Below are 19,610 nucleotides of genomic sequence, written 5' to 3'. Positions count from 1 at the left end.
CGACCGTGATCCTTGTGCCGCACCGCGCGAGCGGAGCGGCGCAAGGATCACGCGCATATAGAGAGTTGGGACGCTGTGGACGGAACTGCTGCCGCCGGCGACCGGAACCCGGCGGGGGGCCCGGCGGGCCCCTCCGGCGCCGGACACGGCCCCGAGACGGGGAGTCGCACCGGCGCCGGTCAGGCGTCCGCGCCGAACGGCCTCGGCGGCGCCGGCACGGGCCGTGACGCCGGACAGAGCGGCGTCACCGGCCCCGGCACCGATTCCGCCGCCGATTCCGCTCCCGATGCCGGCCGGGCTGCCGCGCCGAACGGTCTCGCGGACCCGGCGGGCACCGGCGCCCCGGGCGGCACGTCCGGCGATGCCGCCGAGAAGCCCTCGGGCCGCACGGGCCGCAACCTCCCGGCAGCGGTGGGGGTCGGCGTCGCGCTCGGCGCGGTGGTCATCGGCTCGCTCTACTTTGTCAAGGTCGCCTTCCTCGTCGTGGTCCTCGTGGCCATCGGCGTCGGCATACACGAGATCGTCAAGGCGTTCTGCGGATTCGGCATCCGGGTGCCGCTGCCGCCCCTGCTGGCCGGCATGGCGGCCATGGTGCTCGGGCCCTTCTGGGGCGGCACGTCGTTCCTGGTCGGCGCGTTCGCCGTGACCGTGATGGTGCTGCTGGCCTGGCGCATGTTCCAGGGCGCCGAAGGCTTCGTCAGGGACGCGACCGCCGCGGTGTTCGTCTCCGTCTACCCGGCGCTGCTCGCGGGGTTCGTGCCGTTGCTGCTGGCTCCCGAGGACGGGCCGGACCGCGTGATCGTCTTCGTCGTGGTCACCGTGTGCAGCGACATCGGGGGATATTTCGCCGGGATCTTCTTCGGCAAGCACCGGATGTCGCCGCACATCAGCCCGAAGAAGACCTGGGAGGGCTTCGCCGGCTCCACCCTCGCCTGCGTCGTGGGCGGCGCGTTACTGGTCCACTTCCTGCTCCAGGGCGAGTACTGGGAAGGCGCCGTCGTCGGCCTGGCGGGAGTCGTGTGCGCGACGCTCGGCGACCTCGTCGAGTCGGTGATCAAGCGTGACATCGGCATCAAGGACATGGGCACGTTGCTGCCGGGGCACGGCGGGGCGATGGACCGCCTCGACTCGCTGCTGTTCACGCTCGTCCCCGTGTGGCTGCTGCTCACGCTCCTGGTCCCGGTCGCCTGACGCCCGGCACTCGCGAGCGTCAGATCCGGCTGGTCATCGCCAGCCGTTCGCTGATCGCGCGATGGCCGTGATCGGCCACGAGGCGGAGTTCGGACTCGGTGAGCGGAAGCAGCCACAGCCACCGTACGGCGTCACCGCCAAACATGAATCCCGACATGTCCGGTAGCCCGGGCGGGTCCATCAGCATGAGCACCCCCTGGTGCCCGCCGTCCAACGGGAACGTGACCGGGTTCTGGAACCAGCGGGCCGTGTGCCCGTGCCCCAGCCATGTCACCGAGCGCCACGGATACTGCCCGAGCCAGGCGAACAGCCGTGCGGCGCCCCTCGGATCCTGCCTGGTCGCCAGCGCCAGTTCCACCCGGCACGCCGTGTCGTACATCTCCGCGGCGGGCATCCGCTGGCAGCTCATGCCGACCGTGGACAGCACCGTGTAGTCCCGCGTGAACGTGGGCGGGCGCTCGCTGACGCCCACCAGGGGGAACCGGTCGCCGCCGACGTCCCAGTAACGGCCGGGCGTCCCCAGCCTGCTGTCCAGGTGGCCGAGCACGAACTGCTGGTAGGTGGCCCAGCTGCCCTCCGCCTGCCGCCACTGCCAGTACGCGCGGGCCTTCGCCACCCGGGGGGACAGGCCCTCCAGCGCCTCGCCGAGCGGCCAGGCGAAAGGCGACTCCCCGACGGCGTCCCGCGCGTACCCGGGCATGCCGCGCTCCATGTCGGCCCACGCCGGAATGACCGCCAGGAGCGTGTCGTTCTCGTACAGGGCGACGCCGTCGCCCTCCTCGAACCACAGCACCGACAGCGACTCCGCGTCCAGGGGCGGCCGGCCGGAGGGATGCGCGGTGTGCGCCTCGGGCATCACCGGCGGCAGCCCGGCGTCGGCCCGGCCGGCATCGGCCTCGGCGGGCGCGGGGACGTGGTTGGCCACCCAGACCGCTCCGTGGACGATCCCCTTCGCGCCACGAAGGTAAGCTACGGAGGAGGTCCGGTCGGCTTCGATCGTCAGTGTGCGGCTCCCGTAGGGGTTGGTGCTGGTGAGCACGACAGTGGTGTCCACACCTCACCTCTCGTACGCCTCCGGGATTCGACCGCCAGACAGAATGTAAAGCCGGTTGCGCCAGTCGTTAAGACCACGGCCGCGGATGATGGAAAGGGTTTTGCGTGAGCGAGCAGCCGAAGACCGGGCAGCTGACCTTCGTGGCGCCCCGCAGGGCCAAGCCGCAGCGCCACCTCGCCGACCTGACCATGGCCGAACGCAGGGCGGCGGTGGCGGAGCTGGGGGAGAAGCCGTTCCGCGCCGACCAGCTCTCCCGCCACTACTTCACCCGGCTGACCGGCTCTCCCGAGCAGATGACCGATCTGCCGGGCGCGCTGCGCGAGCGGCTGGTCGAGCAGCTCATGCCCCCGCTGCTGACCTCCGTACGTGAGATCACCTGTGACGGCGGCATGACGCGTAAGACGCTGTGGAAGCTGTTCGACGGCTCGCTGGTCGAGTCGGTCCTGATGCGTTACCCCGACCGCGTCACGATGTGCGTCTCCTCCCAGGCCGGGTGCGGCATGAACTGCCCGTTCTGCGCCACGGGCCAGGCCGGGCTCACCCGCAACATGTCCACCGCCGAGATCGTCGAGCAGGTCGTCGCGGGCGCGCGGGCGCTGGCCGGCGGCGAGGTCCCGGGCGGTCCCGGGCGGGTGACCAACGTGGTCTTCATGGGCATGGGCGAGCCGATGGCCAACTATAAGGCCGTCATCGGCGCCGTCCGCCGCCTGGTCGACCCCGCGCCGGAGGGCCTGGGCATCTCGGCGCGCGGCGTCACGGTGTCGACGGTCGGCCTGGTGCCGGCGATCGGCAAGCTCGCCGACGAGGGCCTGCCGGTGACGCTCGCCGTCTCCCTGCACGCGCCGGACGACGAGCTCAGGGACACGCTCGTGCCGATCAACACCCGGTGGAAGGTCGCCGAGGTGCTCGACGCGGCCTGGAGCTACGCGGCCAAGACCAAGCGGCGCGTGTCCATCGAGTACGCCCTGATCAAGGACATCAACGACCAGGAGTGGCGGGCCGACCTGCTCGGCCGCCTGCTCAAGGGCAAGCTCGTGCACGTCAACCTGATCCCGCTCAACCCCACGCCCGGCTCGAAGTGGACCGCTTCACGTCCCGAGGACGAGCGGGCGTTCGTTCGCCGCCTGGAGTTCCACGGCGTCGCCGTCACCGTACGGGACACCCGGGGGCGGGAGATCGACGGGGCGTGCGGGCAGCTCGCCGCGGCGCCCCAAGAACCGGTAGTGACCTAGGGCCGCGTGCGGCGCAGCCACGTGTAGGCCGCCAGGCCGATCGCGGGCCACAGCAGCGACTGCACCGTGATCAGGGGCAGCCCGGACAGCAGCACACCGTGGTGGGCGTCCCGCATCCAGGCCATGACCGGCACGGTGAGCCAGCGGGCCCCGGCCATGCTGAGCACCAGCATGGACAGGTAGCCGAGGATCAGGGCGATCGTGGAGACCGCAGGAGAGGGCAGGATCGGGCGGCTCGTCAGCGCCCCGAGCACGAGTCCCGCCGTCGCGGACAGCAGGTGCAGCCACACCCCGACCAGGAGCACGGTGAGGGTGGGGGAGCCGGCGAGGCGGAAGAGCAGCACGGCCTCGGCGAGCGAGGCCAGGACGAGCAGCGACGCGAACGCCGCCAGGAGGCCGCTCATCAGCTCCCTCGGCCCCAGTGCGGACAGGGCGACGCTGCGCTGCTCGTCGGGTTCCGTGTCGAGCAGGCCACGCGCGGCCCAGGCGAGCACCGGAACGAGCATGGCCGCCGAGTCCGCGGTGGCGCCGATCTCCTGACCGGCGGGGATGGCGCCGGCGTAGAGGACCGCGAGCAGCGCCAGCAGCGCGAGCAGCGGTTGGAGAGCCCGGTGCGAGGCGACGTAACCGGCCAGGCGGAACCTCGCCAGCGCCATGACGGGTGTCATCCGGCGGTCTCCCGGGCGACGCGGGCCGTGATGCGCCCCGTGATATGCACCGTGCAGCCCTCGGCGCGCAGGCGGTCGGCCAGGTCCGAGGCCCTCGACGCGTCCACCGCCACCTCCAGCACGGTCAGGGCCGTCTCGCCGGCCTCCTCGACCGGTTCGAGTTCCCGTACGACCCGGTCGCGGACCTCGCAGCGGCGCAGACCGGGAAAGGCGCGCAGATCACCCTGGTGGTCGCTCACCACCACGATCCCTCCACGCGCGCTGACGTCCCCGATGATCCGGGGGAGTTCGGCGCGGGTGGCGGCGTCGAGACCGGCGAAGGGCTCGTCGAGCACGAGCAGCCCCGGCTCGGCGAGCAGCGCCTGTGCGAGCCCCACCTTATGGGCGCTGCCCTTGGACAGATCGGGCAGGCGCTGCCCGAGCAGGTGGTCCATGCCGAGCCGCTCGCTCCACCTGCCGATCGCGTCCGTGCTCACCCTCCGGACCGCCGCCATGTGCCGCAGGTAGGACGCCACGGTGAACGGCTGGTCCGCGGGGAACCGCTCGGGGGCGTACCCGACGACCCTGGGGCGGTCCTCGACGCTACCGCGTACGGGCCTGAGCAGTCCGGCGACCAGTCGCAGGAGGGTCGACTTGCCGGTGCCGTTGGGCCCGGTGACCTCGACCACGTCCCCCGCGTCGAGGACCAGGCCGGCGTCGGACAGGATCCAGGGGTCGCGCCGTCCATACCGGAAGGAGAGGCTGGCGATCCGCATAGTTTTTTGAGCTTATCGGGATGTTCCTCCCGGCGTACGAACATCGGTCGATCTTTGGGTCTCGCCTTTCTGTTGGGACTCCCGTCAAAATGGACGGGCGTCAGCAACGGGCAGGGAGGTGTGGTGTGAACCGCTTTCCCCGCGTCATGGCCGTGCGCGTGGGCTATGACCCCGACCAGGTCGACGACTTCGTGCGCAGGATCGAGCGGACGCTCGGGCTCGGCCCGCTCGACGGGCCGCCGGTGACCGCCGACGAGATCAGGAACGCGAAGTTCGCCGTCAAGCTCGGGGGTTACAACGAGACGGCGGTGGACTTCGCGCTCGACGCGTTCATCGTGGCGGTCGAGGCGAGGGCGGGCCAGGACACCGCGACCGCCCCGGCCGCCCCGCGCGCACCGGCCGTGTCGCCGCCGTCCGCCGCCGAAAGGCCCGCAGCCGAGAACGCCGTCGCCGAAAGGCACGCAGCCAAGAACGCCGCCGTCGAAGGGCCCGCCGTCAGGACGCCCGTCGTCGAAGAGCCCGAGCCCGCCGCCCGGGCCGTGGCGGCTTCGGCCCCCCGTACGCGTACCGAGGAGCGGGCGCGATCGGACACGGCCCCCGCGAAGGCCGCCGCCCCCGGGGAGTCCTGGCTGGAGACGCAGGCGGCCCGGGTGGAGCGCGTGGCCTTCCGCCCGGGGCGGCTCGGAATGGGCTACCGCGAGGAGGAGGTCGACGCGTTCCTCGACCGGGTGGTGGCGACGCTGCGCGGGACGGCGGCCGAGCCGTTGACGGCCGAGCAGGTCAGGAAGGCCACGTTCGCCACCGTCGTGTTCCGGCCCGGCTATGCGGTCCACGAGGTGGACGGATTCCTGGCCGAGATGGCGAGCGTGCTGGAGCGCTGCCCCTGACGCGATCCGCAAAGCTCGTAAATCGCAATTTTTGTGGAGCAATGCACCACGATAGGGATCATGCTGCGCAGATCATCCCCCCTGGCGGCGTTCGTCGCCACCGGTCTCACCTTGATCGTCCCCCTGCCGGCCGTGCCGGCCCACGCGAGCACCGGCTCCGGCGCCTACGTCCCCGGCTCGGCCGGTCTCGGCGACCCGTACTTCCCCCAGGCGGGCAACGGCGGATACGACGTCGGCCACTACACGATCCGGCTGCGGTTCACGCCGAAGACCCGTCACCTCGGCGCCACGACGACGATCACGGCGACGGCGACCGAGAACCTGTCCCGGTTCGACCTCGACTTCTCCGGGCCGAAGATCGGCAAGGTGGAGGTGAACGGCGAGCGGGCCTCGTACGCCCGGAAGGGCCAGGAGCTCGTCGTCACGCCCCGGCACGGGCTGCCGTCCGGGAAGACGTTCACCGTCGAGGTGTCCTACGCCGGGCGGCCAAAGGCGATCAAGGACAGGGCGCTCGGCGTCACCGGCTGGATCGACACCAAGGACGGCGCCGTCGTGCTGGCCGAGCCGGACGGCGCCCGTAGCTGGTTCCCGGTCAACGACAACCCGCGGGACAAGGCCACCTACACCTTCGAGATCACCGCGCCCGAGGGGCTGACGGTCCTGGCCAACGGCGAGCCGAAGAACTCCGGCGTCGCCGGCCCGCGGGGCGGCTACAGGACCTCCACGTGGGAGATGCGCCGGCCCATGGCGCCCTACCTCGCCATGGTCGCGATCGGGAAGTTCAAGGTCACCCAGGGCGTCGTCGACGGCATGCCCAACATCACGGCGTACGACCCCTCCCTGGCCAAGGAGTTCAAGCACCTGCACGGCACCACCGCCAAGGCGATCACATGGGAGTCGAAGATCTTCGGCGACTACCCGTTCTCCTCGACCGGCGGCATCGCCGACCGGCTCGGCGTCTACTACGCGCTGGAGACGCAGGGCCGACCGGTGTACGACGCGGGCATGGCGGACGAGCCGACGATCGTGCACGAGCTGGCCCACCAGTGGTTCGGCGACAGCGTCGGCCTGCGCAGCTGGAAGGACATCTGGCTGAACGAGGGCTTTGCGTCGTACGCCGAGTGGCTGTATCAGGAGCAGCACGGCGGTCCCTCCGCAGAGAAGACCTTCGCCGAGCACTACAAGCACAAGGCCGGCAGCGCCTTCTGGAAGCTCAAGACCGGTGACCCGGGCCGCAGCGGCATGTTCGACTGGAACGCGATCTACGTCCGCGGCGCCATGACCGTGCACGCGCTGCGCAGGAAGATCGGCGACGAGACGTTCTTCACGCTGCTGCGCACGTGGACGAAGGAGAACCGGCACTCCACCGTCACCACCGGGGACCTCATCGCCCTGGCGGAACGGCTGTCCGGCCAGAACCTGGACGACCTGTTCGACGCGTGGCTGTACAAGGCGGCCAAGCCGAAGCTTTGACCGGCGCGGGTCGCGGGCGGCCGATGACACGGCCGCCCGCTCCTCGGGACGGCGCCGGGACAGCGCTGTGCCGCCGTGGCCTGTCAGCGGCCGTCCGACGTGGCAGCCGGTTCGAACCCCGCCGTCCGATACCGCTCGACCTCCGACCACGCGGCGGACATCCCGGCCAGGCACCGGTCGAACACCTCCGCCTGCCGGACGTACGCCTCGCGGGCGGGGCCGGGGCGGACGCACAGGTCGTCGGTGTCGCTGACCGACCACGGCACGTCGCTGTGCCCGAGCGCGGCGGGCAGCAGCGAGGCGACCCCGCGTGCGCCGAGTTCGCTGGTGAGCTGCCGGCGGACGGGACGGCCGAGCACGTCGGCGAAGATCTGCGCCCAGACCTCCGATCGAGCGCCGCCACCGGCAAGCCGCCAGGGACGGTCGCCCACGTCGGCCCCGCTGGCCAGGACCCGATCGAGCTGCACCCGGTGATACTGGGCGACCCCCTCGATGACCGCACGGGTGAGATGCCCGCGACGGTGTACGGCGGAGATGCCGAGGAAGGTCCCCGAGGCCGCCGGATGCTCGGGGGCGCCGTTGACGAACGGCAGGAACAGCAGCCCGTCCGCGCCCGGCGTCACCGTCGCGGCCTCGGCCAGCAGGTCCGCGGCAGGGACGCCGGTGCTCGCCCGGTGCGGCACCGACGCGCTGCTCAGCCAGTCGAGGTTGGCGGCCGACGTGGGGGCGACCTCCATGGCGAGCATCGTCCCCGCGTCGGGCATCAGCGCGCTGAGCGTGACCTCGGGGGCGGGGGTGGCGGCGGGGACGACGACCCCATTGATGGCCCAGGTGCCCACGATGATCGTCACGTCGCCCGGCGCCCGGCCGCCCGCGCCCAGGGTGGCGGCCACGCAGTCCATGCAGCCCGCGATCACGGGCAGCCCCTCCGGCAGCCCGGTCAGCTCCGCGACTCGGGCGCTGAGCCCGGCCACGACCTGCCCGGACTCCCGCAGCGGCGGGAAGCGGTCGAGGTCGCCGGCCGGAAGCCCCACCAGTTCGAGCGCCGTGGGGGTGTACTCGCGGGTGTCCAGCGCCACCATGCCGAACGCGCTCGCGTCGCTGTAGTCGGCGCTGGGCACACCGGTGAGCTGCGAGGTCACCCAGTCCTTGCACGACAGCGCCCACCGGGTCGCGGCGTACGCCTCGGGCTCGGCGTCGTGCATCCAGCGCAGGAGCACGGACGGCTGGGCCGCCCAGGGGATGGAGCCGGTCTCGGCGGCCAGGCGGCGGGCGGCCTCCGGCTCGATCGCGTCCACGATGTGCTGGGCCCGGCTGTCCGACGACGCGATGGCGGGCCCGACGGGCCGCAGCGACGCGTCGACCGGGTAGAGCCCGTTGCCGTGGGCGGCCACGCCGATGCCGGCCGGCGCGTACCCGTCGGCGGCGAGCTTGCCCGCGAGGTCGCCGAGCAGCGACACGACGGTGTCGGCCAGCCCGGTCATGTCCACGTCGTGCCGGTGGGCGGTCACGCTGGTCCGCGGGGTGCGGGCGTGCACCACCCCCACCTCGCGCCCCTCGGCGTCGAACGCCGCGGCCTTCGACGCGGTCAGGCCGACGTCGACCCCGATGTAACACGTGGCCAGGTTCGTCATGCTGTCCTCCCGTCGCTGCCCCTGCCTCCGCCCGCGCCCCCGCCCGCCGCCACGTTCAGTGCCCGGGGACGGTGGCGCCGCAGTTCGCTCTCGTAGGCGGCGACCTCGGCGCGGGCCCGCCCCTCGTCCCAGCCCAGGTGTCGTACGGCGACGTCCGCGCAGGTCGCGGCGCTGGAAAGGCCCATGTCGCCGTTGAGCCCGACAAGGATACGCCGCAGCATGACGTCGGCCAGCGTGACCGCGCCCTCCTCGCGTACGGCCATGACGACCTCGGCGGCCAGGGCGCCGGTCTCCTTGTCGATGACCTCGGCGAGCGAGGGGTCCTCCGCGGCGAGGTCGAGCACCCGGCGGGCGCGCACGCCGTACAGCTGCAGCAGCCGGCGGGAGGACGCGCCGTCCAGCGGCGACTCACGCAGGAAGTCGCGCACGAACTCCGGCCAGTCCGAGGTGTCCGCGCCGGGGAACGGCCGGGTCCGGGTGACGCACGGGCGGGGCCGCTTGCCGAGCACGCGCAGCGCCTCGTCGGTCACGTCCTCCGCGAGCGCCCGGTGGGTCGTGAGCTTGCCGCCGATGACCGTCAGCAGACCCCGGTAGGCGGGCGCGTGGTTGAGCACGGTGTGCCCACGGCTGATCTTGGCGTTGTCCGACACCCCGGCCGTGTACGGCAGGGGCCGGATCCCGGCGACGCTCCACAGCACGTCGGCGGGCGTGAGGTTCGCCTGGGGGAAGATCCGGTTGGTCTCGGCGAGCAGGTAGTCGATCTCGGCGTCACTGGCGACGACCTCGTCCAGGTCGCCGTCGTAGGTGAGGTCGGTGCTGCCGAGCACGTAGCGGCCCTGCCAGGGGAAGACGAAGATGGGCCGGCCGTCGGCCGCCGCCTCGAAGAAGATGCAGGTGTCGGGGGCTCCGGGGAACGGGTCGAGGACGATGTGGCTGCCCTTGGTGCCGCCGTTGAGCCGCCGGCTCTCGACCTGGCCGTCGAGGATCCGGTCGATCCACGGCCCCGCGGCGTTGACGGTGACGGCCGCCCGGATCTCGCCACGTGCCCCGGTCCGCACGTCCTCGGTGCGCAGGCCGGCCACCCGGTCGCCTTCGACGATCAGGCCGGTGACGGAGGTGTAGGTGAGGACCCGCGCGCCCAGGTGACGGGCGTCGAGGAGCAGTTCGACGCAGAGCCGCTCCGCCCACGGCACCTGCGCGTCGTGGAACAGCGCCGCCCCGCGCAGGCCCTCGCGCGACAGCGTGGGCCACCGGCGGGCCACCGAGCGGACCGGCACGCCCCGGCTGAGCCCGCGTCCCCGGCCCAGAGCCATCGTGTCGAACGCCAGCAGGCCGAGCCGGATCAGCGCTCCCGGCCGGGTGTTCCCCTTGTAGAAGGGGATCAGCATCGGGTAGTCGCGGATGAGGTGGGGAGCGGTGCGGAACAGCAGGTGCCGCTCCCGGATGGATTCGTGCACGAGCGTGAAGTCGTAGCGCTCGAGATACTTGAGGCCGCCGTGGATCAGCCGGCTGGAGGTGCTCGACGTGCCCGAGCCCACATCGGCGCGGTCGACGACGACGACGCGCAGGCCGCGGGCGGCGGCGTCCCGGGCGACGGCGAGCCCGTTGACACCGGCTCCGATGACGGCGAGATCGACGATGTCGTTCTCACCGGAGGGGACGTGTTGCGACATGGGTGGCTCCCGGAGGGTGACGGGCGCGGGTCCGCGGGCGGACCCGCGCCGGAGAAGGATCGGACTAGGCTGCGGAGCCGCCCGCCTTCTCCTTGTAGATCTCGTACGCCTCCTCGGGCTTGAGCCCGTCGTGCACGACCGCGCGGACCGCGGCGAGCATGCCGGCGGGGCTGTCGCTCTGGAAGATGTTGCGGCCCATGTCGACGCCGGCTGCGCCCTCCTGGATCGACCGGTAGGCCATCGTCAGGGCGTCGATCTCGGGCAGCTTCTTGCCGCCCGCGACGATGATCGGCACCGGGCAGCTCGCGGTGACGGTCTCGAAGCCCTCATCGACGTAGTACGTCTTGACGATGTGGGCGCCCATCTCGGCGCTGATCCGGGTGGCGAGGCGGAAGTAGCGGGCGTCGCGGACCATGTCCTTGCCGACGGCGGTGACGCCGAGCACGGCGACGCCGTGCCGCTGACCGGCGTCCACGAGGGCGGCCAGGTTGGCCACCGACCGCGACTCGTGCTCGCCGCCGACGAACACCTGGATGGCCACGGCCGCGGCGTTGAGGCGCAGCGCGTCCTCCATGTCGAGCGCGATGTGCTCGTCGGACAGCTCTCGCAGGATGCTCGGGCCGCCGCTGGCGCGCAGCACGATGCCGGCGTCGGTGGTCGCGGGGATGCTGGTGCGCAGCGCACCGCGGGTCATCATGATCGCGTCAGCGTCCGGGACGAGCGGGGCGATCCGGGTGTCGAGGCGCTCGAGGCCGGCCATCGGGCCGACGAAGTAGCCGTGGTCGAACGCCAGCATGACCGTGCGCCCGGTGTCCGGCCGGAAGATGCGCGACAGACGGTTGCGCAGGCCCCAGTCCTGCCCGTGCGCGCCCTTGACGTGGAAGCCGCTCGCCGCGGGCCCGGCGGACGTCCCGAAGTCGCGGGCGTCGAGCAGGCCGTCGGTGTCAGCCATCAGTGTCGTCTCCTGTGCTAGTGGTGGTGGCGGTCGCGGTGCGCGATCGCCGTCTGAACAGAGATGCCGTACGGTCGCCCCCGCCGGCGAGGAAGAGGACGAAGAGCACCAGGCCGCCCTTGAGCAGGTTCTGCGCCGCGGTGCTCCAGCCGACGAGGTTGACCAGTCCGTCGAGCAGGATGAAGAAGAGAGCCGCGCCCCACACGCCCACCGGGACGGCCCGGCCGCCGGAGATGAGGGTGCCGCCGATGACCACGACGGCCACGGAGTCGAGCAGGTAGCGGGTGCCGAGATCGGCCGAGGGCGCGATGTAGGCGGCGAGCAGCGCGCCGGTCAGCCCGGCCAGCGCCCCGCTCAGCAGGTAGGTCGACCCGATGATCCGGGCGATCGGGATGCCGGCCCGCTCGGCGGCCCGGCGGCTCTGGCCCACCGCGATCAGCGACCGGCCGTAGACCGTACGGCGCAGCAGCGCGACGACGAGCACGGTCAGCACCGCGATCGCCAGCGCGAGGAGCGGGACGCCGGCCGGGCGCAGGTTGAGCGCCGAGCGCAGGCCGGGGTCGGGCACCGCGGTGAAGCCGTTGGCCATCGACAGCGTGATCGACGATGCGACGAGCCCCGCGGCCAGCGTGGCGATGATCGGGGGGACGGACAGGCCGAGGATGGCCACGGCGCTGACCGCCGCGACCAGAACGCCGACGCCGATCCCCGCGAGGATCCCCACGGCCGCGGAGCCGGTCGCGGAGGCCGCCGCCACCGAGACGAACCCGGCGAGAGAGATGACCGACCCCACCGACACGTCGATGTTGCCGGGGCCCGCGCTGATGACCAGCATCTGCCCGAGCCCGACGATGACGAGGTACGGCGCGAGCGACAGGGCGAGGGAGACGGTCTGCCCGCCACCCTGGCCCGAGATGACCAGGATCACCAGCCACACGAGCGCGGCGGCGGCGAAGCCCCAAATCCAGGGGCCGTTCCATTGGCGAGTCACGCGGATGTTCATCGCAGCACCTTCCCCACGACGACGCGGCCGGCGAGCACGGCCAGGACGATCACGCCTTGCACGGCCGACTGCATGTCGGACCGCACATCGAGCAGGCTGAGAACCACGCTGACCAGCCCCAGCGTCACCCCGCCGATCGCGGCGCCCCACGGCACGGCGTTGCCGCCGGAGAAGGAGCCGCCGCCGAGGATCACCGCGGCCACGGTCATGAGCGTGTAGCTGGAGGCCGACGACACGTCTCCGCCGCCGGTCTGGGAGGCCAGGACGAGGCCGGACAGCACGCCGAGCGCGCCCGCCGTCGCGTAGGCGATGACGCGTGAGGTGAGCGGCCGCAGGCCGGCCCGCCGCAGTGCGACCGGGTTGCTGCCCAGACCGCGCATCCGCACGCCTGCGGCGCTGCGCGCGCTGAGCAGGTAGACCGCCAGCGCGACGACCAGGATCGGCAGCAGCGGCGCCGGGAAGCCCGCGGGCTGCCACGCGCCGAACGACGCCAGCCACCCGGGGGTCGTGCCGCCCGGCGTCGGCAGCAGGAACAGGCCGAGCCCGAGCCAGACGAACGAGGCGCCGAGGGTCGCGATCAGCGCCGGCACCTCGCGCAGGTGGATGAGCAGGCCGAGCACGGCGTACGCCGCGACCAGCCCGATCAGGACGAGCGCGCCGACGAGGGGGGACGACACCAGCAGGGTGGCGGAGACCACCGTGACCAGGCCGACGAAGTTGCCGATCCCGAGGTCGATGTCGCCGACGGCCATGAGCGTCATCTGCGCCTGCGCGGCGATCACCAGCGGCACGGTCGCGGACAGGACCAGCGTGAGGCCCTCCACGGTCAGCACGCCCGGCTGGAGCGACGAACAGACGCAGAGCATCGCGATCAGGGCGACGGCGCTGACCGCGGCCGGGGCCGAGCGGCGCATCCGCGCGCGGTCGGGCAGCGCCGGGGCGAGAAGCTGGGCCATCAGTCGTTCCCTCCGTCCTCGTTGAAGGAGACGGCGATGATGCGTTCCTCGGAGATCTCCTCGCCGGTCAGTTCGGCCACGATCCGGCCGGCCCGGAAGACGTAGACCCGGTCGCAGTGGGCCATCTCGGCGTTCTCGCTGGAGTACCAGACGATGCTCCGGCCCTTCGCCGCCTCCTCCCTGATGAGGCGGTACAGATCGGTCTTGGTGTGCACGTCCACGCCGCGGAACGGGTCGTCGAGCAGCACGAGCCCGGCGGGGGAGGCGAACGCGCGGGCGACGATGACCTTCTGCTGGTTTCCGCCGCTCAGCTCGGTGATCCCGGCCTCCGCGCCGCCCCTGATGGCAAGGCGCTTCACCCAGTCGCCGACCACCGCGCGCTCCTCGGCCGGACGGCGCAGCCCCTTGCGGGCGATGCCGCGCAGCGCGGTCACGATCAGGTTGTCGCCCACGCTCCACAGGGGCAGGACGCCCGACCGCTGCCGGTCGCCCGGCACGTACGCCCGCGTCACGTTCACCGTGGTGTCGCGCCGGACCGGCCGCCACAGGCGTTCGAGCACCTCCTGCTGGCCCTGGCCGGCCAGCCCGGCGAGGCCCACGACCTCGCCCTTGCCGACCCGCAGGGTGACCTCGCGCAGGCCGGGCGCGGTGGCGCCGCGCAGCTCGGCCACCGTCTCCCGCGCGGCGGCCCCGCCGGCGGCCGTCCGCGTGCCGGTCCCGGCAGGAACGGCGACGTGGGCTCCCATCAGCTCGAGGACGTCCGGCTCGCCGAGCCCGGCGGCAGGCTGTTCCGCGGTGACCGCGCCGTCGCGCAGCACGGCCACCCGGTCGGCCACCGAGAGGACCTCGCGGATGCGGTGCGAGATGAGCAGCACGGCGGTGCCGGTCTCGGTCAGCCTGCGCACGTAGGCGTACAGCGACCGGGCGGCGTCCGGACCGAGCGACTCGGTGGGCTCGTCGAGGATCAGCAGGTCGAGCCGGTCCACCAGGCAGGCCCGGGCGATCTCCACCATCTGGCGCCGGGCCAGCGACAGGTCCTCCACCCGGTCACGCGGGGAGACGCCGTGGCCGGGGAACATCTCGTCGAGGCGGCGGCGCACCGCGTCGCTCGCCGCCCGCCGCCACCGCAGGCGGGGCAGGCAGTGCCGCGAGGACACCCACATGTTCTCCGCCACGGTGAGGTCGGGGCACAGCGACGTCTCCTGGTAGGCCATCCGCACCGACCGGAAGTCCTCGGCGGACGCCTTCCTCCCGTGCACGAGGACCGTGCCCGTGTCGCAGGCCTCCAGCCCGGCGAGCACGCGCATGAGCGTGCTCTTGCCCGCGCCGTTGTGACCGACCAGCCCGAGCACCTCGCCCGCGCGGACCTCCAGGTCCACGCCTGTCAGGGCCCGGGTGCGCCCGTACACCTTGGTCACGCCCCTGGCGGTGACGACGGGCGGCCGGGCGGCCGGTCCGGTGTCCGTCTCCGGCGGCGCCGTGCCGCCGGCCGGGAGATTGTCGACGTGCATGCCCGGTCTCCTCCGTCTCCTCCGTGCCGTGGTCGATGTGAAGCCGGATCAGCTCGCGGCCGACGGGATCGGCGGCTGGACCGGCTTGCCGCCGGTCTTCACGGCCTCCACCTGCTGGCGGAAGAGCTCCTGGGTCCACGGCCAGGCGGCGTACTCGTCGGGCTTGAGCACCGAGGCCCAGGCGTCGCGGTCCTTCTGCTCGATCAGGACGATCGGGAAGGTCATCTGCTTGGGCACGTCCTTGCCGCCGAGCAGGTCCAGGGCCTCCCAGAGCGCGGCGACCGACTGGCCGGGGTCGGACATGACGGCGACCGAGCCGTTGTCGATCTTGTTGTCCCGCCAGTAGCCCAGCGCGCGGCCGTTGGTCTCGAAGTCGACCGCGGGCACGGGCTTGCCCGCCGTGGCGAACGCCTGGGCCACGCCGTAGCCGTCGCCGCAGCCGATGACGCCGTCCACCTTCGGCACGCTGGACAGCACGCCGAGCACGGCCTTCTGCGCGGTGGCGCCGTCGCACATGCCGGTGACGGTCGCCACGGTCTTCACCCCGGGGTAGTCCGCGAGGATCTTCTTGGTGGTGTCGAGCATCTCGGCCTCGGGCTGGGAGCCGACCACGCCGCGGCTCACGATGACCGAGCCCTTGCCGCCGATGCCCTCCAGCAGCGGCTTGGCGGCGTACGTCGCCCAGTCGACGAAGCTGTTCTGCAGCACGTGCGCGCAGGGCGCGTCGATGGCGGAGTCGAAAACCACGACCTTCACGCCGGCCGTACAGGCCTGCTGGATCACCGGCTGCAGCGCGGTGGGCGAGGCGGGGTCGATGAGCAGCGCGTCGGGCTTCTGCAGCAGCAGGCTCTTGATCTGGGCGACCTGCTCGGTCGCCGAGTTCTCGCCCGGCGCGTTCACGACCTTGTACTTGCCGATCAGCCCGTCGGTCTTGGCCTGCTCGGCGGCGGCCTCGAACTTGGCGATCATCGTCTGCCGCCAGCCGTTGCCGATGAAGCCGTTGCTCAGCGCGATGAAGGGCTTGTCACCGCCGCCGCCCGCGGTCCCGCCGGCGGCGTCCGCGGTGGCGCCACCGGAGCCGCCGGAGCCGCAGCCCGCGGCCAGTACGGCGAGAGCGGAGATCGCCGCCGCGGCGGAGGCGGCGCGCCAGGGCCGGCGTGTGGGACGCATGTGCATGGTGTCTCCAGACAGAGCGGGTTCGCGAGGGGGGAGAGTCGGCGTGAAGGCTTCGCCCGATCGACCTGTCATTACAGGTCTGTAGTGACAAGCAAACTAAGTGGGCGTTACGGGCCTGTCAAGAGTCTGTTTTGGGTCACCTCGAACCGCCGGTGCCGGATAATCTTGGTAACAGCCGGGCCCACTTGTAGTTACAGGTCCGAGTGGGGCATTCTGCTGCGGTGCCGCCGAGGAGGTTCCCGTGACGATGACCTATCCCCCCCTTGACCGCGACGGGGCGGAACCGCTGTGGATGCAGCTCATGCGGGCGTTGCGCGCGGAGATCGAGAGCGGCGTGCGCGGGCCCGACCAGCCGCTGCCGTCCGAGGCCGAGCTGAGCGACCTGTTCGCGGTCTCCCGCACGGTCGTCAGGGAGGCGCTGCGCGAGCTGGTCCAGCAACGGCTGATCTACAAGGTAAAGGGCAAGGGAGCCTTCGTCGCGCCCCGCAAGACCGAGCTGAGGTTCGTCGGGTCGATGTCCGGGTCCGCCGACGACCTGCGGGAGTCGGGGCGCCGGGTGACCACGCAGACCGTCCGCCAGGCGCTCGGCGAGGCCGACGAGCGGGAGGCCGCGCTCCTGCGCATACCGCTGGGGGAGCAGGTCGTCCGGCTGCGCAGGCTCCGCCGGGTCGACGGCCAGCCGTGGCTGCTCGTCGACACCGCCCTGCCCGCCCGGCTCGTCCCCGGTCTAGAACGCGCCATCCTGGAGAACCAGTCGCTGTACGACGTGCTGCGCCGCCGATACGGCATCGAGCCCGCCGCGGCCGACCGCTGGATCGAGGCGGTCTTCCCCAACCGGGAGGACGCGGCCCTGCTTGAGGTGTCCACCTCGACGCCGCTGCTCGGCATCGAGTCGGTCGCGTGGCTGGAGGACAACACCAGGTTCGAGGCGTACTACGCCCTCCACCGCAGCGACCAGACGCGCTTCTACGTCGGCATCCGCTGACCCCGCCGGGCGTTCAGACCCGGCCGAGCTGTCCGGCGGCGCGGATGGCGAGCCACACCTCGGCGAAGTCGCCGGTCGCCGACAGGTCGCGCCCGGTCAGCGCGCCGAAGCGGCGCAGCCGGTACGACAGCGTGTTGGGGTGCACGTGCAGGGCCCGCGCGGCGTCGTCGACGCGGCGGTCGCGCTCCATCCACGTCCGCACCGACGCGATCAGGTCCGATCCGTGCTCGGCGTCGTACCGCAGGACGTCGCCGAGCACGTGCTCGACCAGGGCGGCCAGCACGCCCACGTCGTCGGGCAGCCACCGGCCCGTGGTGTCCTCGCCGTAGGCGACCAGCGGCCTGCCCGCCTCGGCGGCGCGGGAGGCCGCCCACAGCGCCTCGCGCTGGGCGACGCGCAGCGACGACCCGGGCGGCAGGGGGCGGCTGACGCCGGCCGCGATGCCGGGCACCGCCTCCAGCTCCGCGGTGGCGACGGCCGCCGCCGTCAGCACGTAGAGGTCCCGGTGGCGGCGGAGCATGAGGTGCGGGTGCTCGCCGAGGGCCTGCAGGACGGCGTCGTCGGGGACGTCGCGCACCACGAGCAGCGCGATGTCGCGGTCGGGCGGCAGGCCCATCAGGGCGAGCCTGCGCCGGGCGGTCTCCGGGTCGAGCACGTCCTGCAGCAGCTCGGCCAGCGTCTCCGCGCCCTGGCGGCGCAGCGTCTCGCGTTCGCTGCGCACCATGGCCACCCGCAGGGCGGCGACGGTCGCGATGTGCTGGACCACGGCGAGCCCCGCCGGGCGGGCCCCCTCCCGTTCGAAGGCGACCAGGAACCCGGCCGGTCCGCCGGGCGCGGGCACCGGGAGCGCGAACCCGCCGGGGATCGTCGGCGGGGCGTCCGCCGAGGCGGGCAGCCGCACGGACGGCGGGGGCGCCGGCACGCCGGGCAGCAGTGGGCGGCCCTGCGGCGTGCTCAGGTAGATCTCGTAGCCCGACAGGCGTTCGAGCCGCCGGAACAGCCCGGCCGTGTCCAGGCTCTCGGACGCGAGCCAGCGCAGCGCGCCGAACACCTGGAGCTGCGCTCCCAGCCGCTGCCTGGCGTCCTCCTGCACGGCCGCCGCGACCTCCTGCGCGATCGCGATGAACGGCACGGCCAGCGGCACCTCCAGCACGGGGAACCCCCGCTCCTCGGCCGCGTCGAGGAAGGCACGGCGCAACGGGGGGACGTGCAGCCCCGCGCTGAGCGCGAGCGCGGCCACCCCCGCGTCGTCGAGCCGCTCCAGGTACGCGCGCTGGGCGCCCGCGCTCTTCGGCACGCCGATGCCGGTCGTCATGATGACCTCGGCCCCGAGAAGCCAGGGCGTGGGGTCCTCCAGCTCGCTGACGTGGGCCCAGGAGACCGATCTGCCGAGGCCGCGCTCGCCCGCCAGCACCCTCAGCTGCAGCGCGGGGGAGCGCAGCAGGTCCTCCACGGTGTTGTGCGCGTCCACGACGGCCAGCCTATTTCCCGAGATGGCACTGATTGTCCTGATGCAGGGGAGTCGGGCACACTCGAGCGATCTCCCCCTCACCTGGAGGAACGTATGGGTCCGAGCGCCCGGCCCCACGATGGTGGGGCCCTGACCCGGGTCGCCGTGGCGCAGCTTCCGCTGCGCGTCGGCGAGCCGGAGGCGAACCGCGCCGCCGCCGCGGAGGCCGTCGCCGAGGCCGCCGCGGCCGGGGCCCGCCTGGTCGTGCTGCCCGAGCTGGTCAACAGCGGATACGTCTTCACCGGCGCCGAGGAGGCCAGGGACCTGGCCGAGCCCGCCGACGGCCCGACCGTCACGGCATGGGGCCGGCTGGCCGAGGACCACGACCTGGTCATCGTGGGCGGGTTCTGCGAGCTGGCGGAGGGCGTCGTGCGCAACAGCCAGGTCATGGTCGACCCCACCGGGACCAGGGCCGTCTACCGCAAGGCCCACCTGTGGCACGACGAGCAGGACGTGTTCGCGCCCGGCGACGCCGCCGCTCCCGTGGTGGACACCGCGCTCGGCCGGATCGCCATGATGGTCTGCTACGACCTGGAGTTCCCCGAGTGGGTGCGGGCGGTGGGCCTGGCCGGGGCCGACCTGCTCGCCGTCTCCACCAACTGGCCGGTCTCGCCCGTCCCGGCCGGGGAGCGCTCGGTGCTGGTCGCCCACGCCCAGGTGGCCGCCGCCGCCAACCGCATGTTCGTCGCGGTGGCCGACCGCTGCGCCGCCGAGCGCGGAGTGGGCTGGGTGTGCGGCACCTCGGTCATCGGGCCGGACGGTTACCCGCTGGCGGGGCCCGTGCTCAGGGACGGGCCCGCCGTGCTGGTGGCCGACTGCGACCTGGCCGCGGCCAGGGACAAGGCCACCGGCCCGCGCAACGACGTCCACCGCGACCGGCGGACGGATCTGTACGGGATCTCGCGGACGCGCTGACGCCGACCCGTGTCCCCCGTGTGGCCTACGATCTG

At 72.8% G+C, this 19,610-nt stretch carries 17 protein-coding genes; 6 read left to right on the top strand and 11 right to left on the bottom strand.

The genetic code is table 11. The annotated features are described in order from the left end of the window. Positions 1–75 precede the first annotated feature (75 nt). On the top strand, positions 76–1,191 hold the full coding sequence (locus QSK36_RS22860) for a phosphatidate cytidylyltransferase (protein ID WP_285783826.1): 1,116 nt from the start codon (positions 76–78) through the stop codon (positions 1,189–1,191). Positions 1,192–1,210: 19 nt separating this feature from the next. On the opposite strand, the gene QSK36_RS22855 is transcribed toward QSK36_RS22860, so the two are convergent. Then, positions 1,211–2,245 (bottom strand): suppressor of fused domain protein, encoded by a 1,035-nt coding sequence (locus QSK36_RS22855; protein ID WP_285783825.1) that lies wholly within the window; start codon positions 2,243–2,245, stop codon positions 1,211–1,213. 104 nt (positions 2,246–2,349) lie between these two features. On the opposite strand from QSK36_RS22855, the gene rlmN reads away from it, so the two are divergent. Beyond that, positions 2,350–3,477 (top strand): dual-specificity RNA methyltransferase RlmN, encoded by a 1,128-nt coding sequence (gene rlmN, locus QSK36_RS22850; protein WP_183535526.1) that lies wholly within the window; start codon positions 2,350–2,352, stop codon positions 3,475–3,477. Here the strand turns inward: rlmN and QSK36_RS22845 are convergent. Both QSK36_RS22845 and QSK36_RS22840 read right to left on the bottom strand, forming a co-directional pair. Next, the gene (locus QSK36_RS22845) at positions 3,474–4,145 is read right to left on the bottom strand and encodes a hypothetical protein (protein WP_183535527.1); all 672 of its coding nucleotides are present in this window, start codon (positions 4,143–4,145) and stop codon (positions 3,474–3,476) included. The genes rlmN and QSK36_RS22845 overlap by 4 nt on opposite strands. Then, complete coding sequence (locus tag QSK36_RS22840) at positions 4,142–4,900, bottom strand: ABC transporter ATP-binding protein (RefSeq protein ID WP_183535528.1); 759 nt, start codon at positions 4,898–4,900, stop codon at positions 4,142–4,144. The genes QSK36_RS22845 and QSK36_RS22840 overlap by 4 nt, the downstream gene beginning before the upstream one ends. A 125-nt stretch (positions 4,901–5,025) precedes the next feature. On the opposite strand from QSK36_RS22840, the gene QSK36_RS22835 reads away from it, so the two are divergent. Both QSK36_RS22835 and QSK36_RS22830 read left to right on the top strand, forming a co-directional pair. Beyond that, a complete protein-coding gene (locus QSK36_RS22835; RefSeq protein WP_285783824.1) occupies positions 5,026–5,787 on the top strand; it encodes a DivIVA domain-containing protein in 762 nt (253 codons plus the stop codon). Positions 5,788–5,847: 60 nt separating this feature from the next. After that, complete coding sequence (locus tag QSK36_RS22830; protein WP_285783823.1) at positions 5,848–7,260, top strand: M1 family metallopeptidase; 1,413 nt, start codon at positions 5,848–5,850, stop codon at positions 7,258–7,260. A gap of 83 nt (positions 7,261–7,343) precedes the next feature. Here the strand turns inward: QSK36_RS22830 and QSK36_RS22825 are convergent, their stop codons facing one another. From QSK36_RS22825 to QSK36_RS22795, 7 genes are all read right to left on the bottom strand, one after another. Then, positions 7,344–8,894, bottom strand: a complete 1,551-nt coding sequence (locus tag QSK36_RS22825) for an FGGY-family carbohydrate kinase (protein ID WP_285783822.1) — start codon at positions 8,892–8,894, stop codon at positions 7,344–7,346. Beyond that, on the bottom strand, positions 8,891–10,567 hold the full coding sequence (locus tag QSK36_RS22820) for a glycerol-3-phosphate dehydrogenase/oxidase (protein WP_285783821.1): 1,677 nt from the start codon (positions 10,565–10,567) through the stop codon (positions 8,891–8,893). Before QSK36_RS22820 ends, QSK36_RS22825 begins: the two co-directional genes overlap by 4 nt. Positions 10,568–10,631: 64 nt before the next feature. Next, positions 10,632–11,519 (bottom strand): 3-hydroxy-5-phosphonooxypentane-2,4-dione thiolase, encoded by an 888-nt coding sequence (gene lsrF / locus QSK36_RS22815; protein ID WP_183535535.1) that lies wholly within the window; start codon positions 11,517–11,519, stop codon positions 10,632–10,634. Beyond that, positions 11,512–12,522, bottom strand: coding sequence for an ABC transporter permease (locus QSK36_RS22810; RefSeq protein ID WP_182901283.1), 1,011 nt, complete (start codon positions 12,520–12,522; stop codon positions 11,512–11,514). The genes lsrF and QSK36_RS22810 overlap by 8 nt, the downstream gene beginning before the upstream one ends. Beyond that, positions 12,519–13,478, bottom strand: a complete 960-nt coding sequence (locus QSK36_RS22805) for an ABC transporter permease (RefSeq protein WP_183535537.1) — start codon at positions 13,476–13,478, stop codon at positions 12,519–12,521. The genes QSK36_RS22810 and QSK36_RS22805 overlap by 4 nt, the downstream gene beginning before the upstream one ends. Then, positions 13,478–14,989: a sugar ABC transporter ATP-binding protein gene (locus QSK36_RS22800; protein WP_285783820.1), complete on the bottom strand. Its 1,512-nt coding sequence runs from the start codon at positions 14,987–14,989 to the stop codon at positions 13,478–13,480. Before QSK36_RS22800 ends, QSK36_RS22805 begins: the two co-directional genes overlap by 1 nt. 48 nt (positions 14,990–15,037) lie before the next feature. Beyond that, positions 15,038–16,159 carry an ABC transporter substrate-binding protein gene (locus QSK36_RS22795; protein ID WP_285783819.1) on the bottom strand — a complete coding sequence of 374 codons (1,122 nt, stop codon included), beginning with the start codon at positions 16,157–16,159 and terminating at the stop codon, positions 15,038–15,040. A gap of 253 nt (positions 16,160–16,412) precedes the next feature. On the opposite strand from QSK36_RS22795, the gene QSK36_RS22790 reads away from it, so the two are divergent. Beyond that, a complete protein-coding gene (locus QSK36_RS22790; protein ID WP_183535975.1) occupies positions 16,413–17,150 on the top strand; it encodes a GntR family transcriptional regulator in 738 nt (245 codons plus the stop codon). Positions 17,151–17,163: 13 nt separating this feature from the next. On the opposite strand, the gene QSK36_RS22785 is transcribed toward QSK36_RS22790, so the two are convergent. Continuing rightward, on the bottom strand, positions 17,164–18,621 hold the full coding sequence (locus tag QSK36_RS22785) for a PucR family transcriptional regulator (protein ID WP_285783818.1): 1,458 nt from the start codon (positions 18,619–18,621) through the stop codon (positions 17,164–17,166). A gap of 93 nt (positions 18,622–18,714) precedes the next feature. Here QSK36_RS22785 and QSK36_RS22780 point away from each other — a divergent pair, with 93 nt between their 5' ends. Continuing rightward, on the top strand, positions 18,715–19,575 hold the full coding sequence (locus QSK36_RS22780; protein WP_285783817.1) for a nitrilase-related carbon-nitrogen hydrolase: 861 nt from the start codon (positions 18,715–18,717) through the stop codon (positions 19,573–19,575). Positions 19,576–19,610: the final 35 nt, after the last annotated feature.

It is taken from the genome of Microbispora sp. NBRC 16548 (assembly GCF_030268985.1).
GTDB lineage: Bacteria > Actinomycetota > Actinomycetes > Streptosporangiales > Streptosporangiaceae > Microbispora > Microbispora catharanthi.
This window is presented reverse-complemented; position numbering and strand designations above follow the sequence as displayed.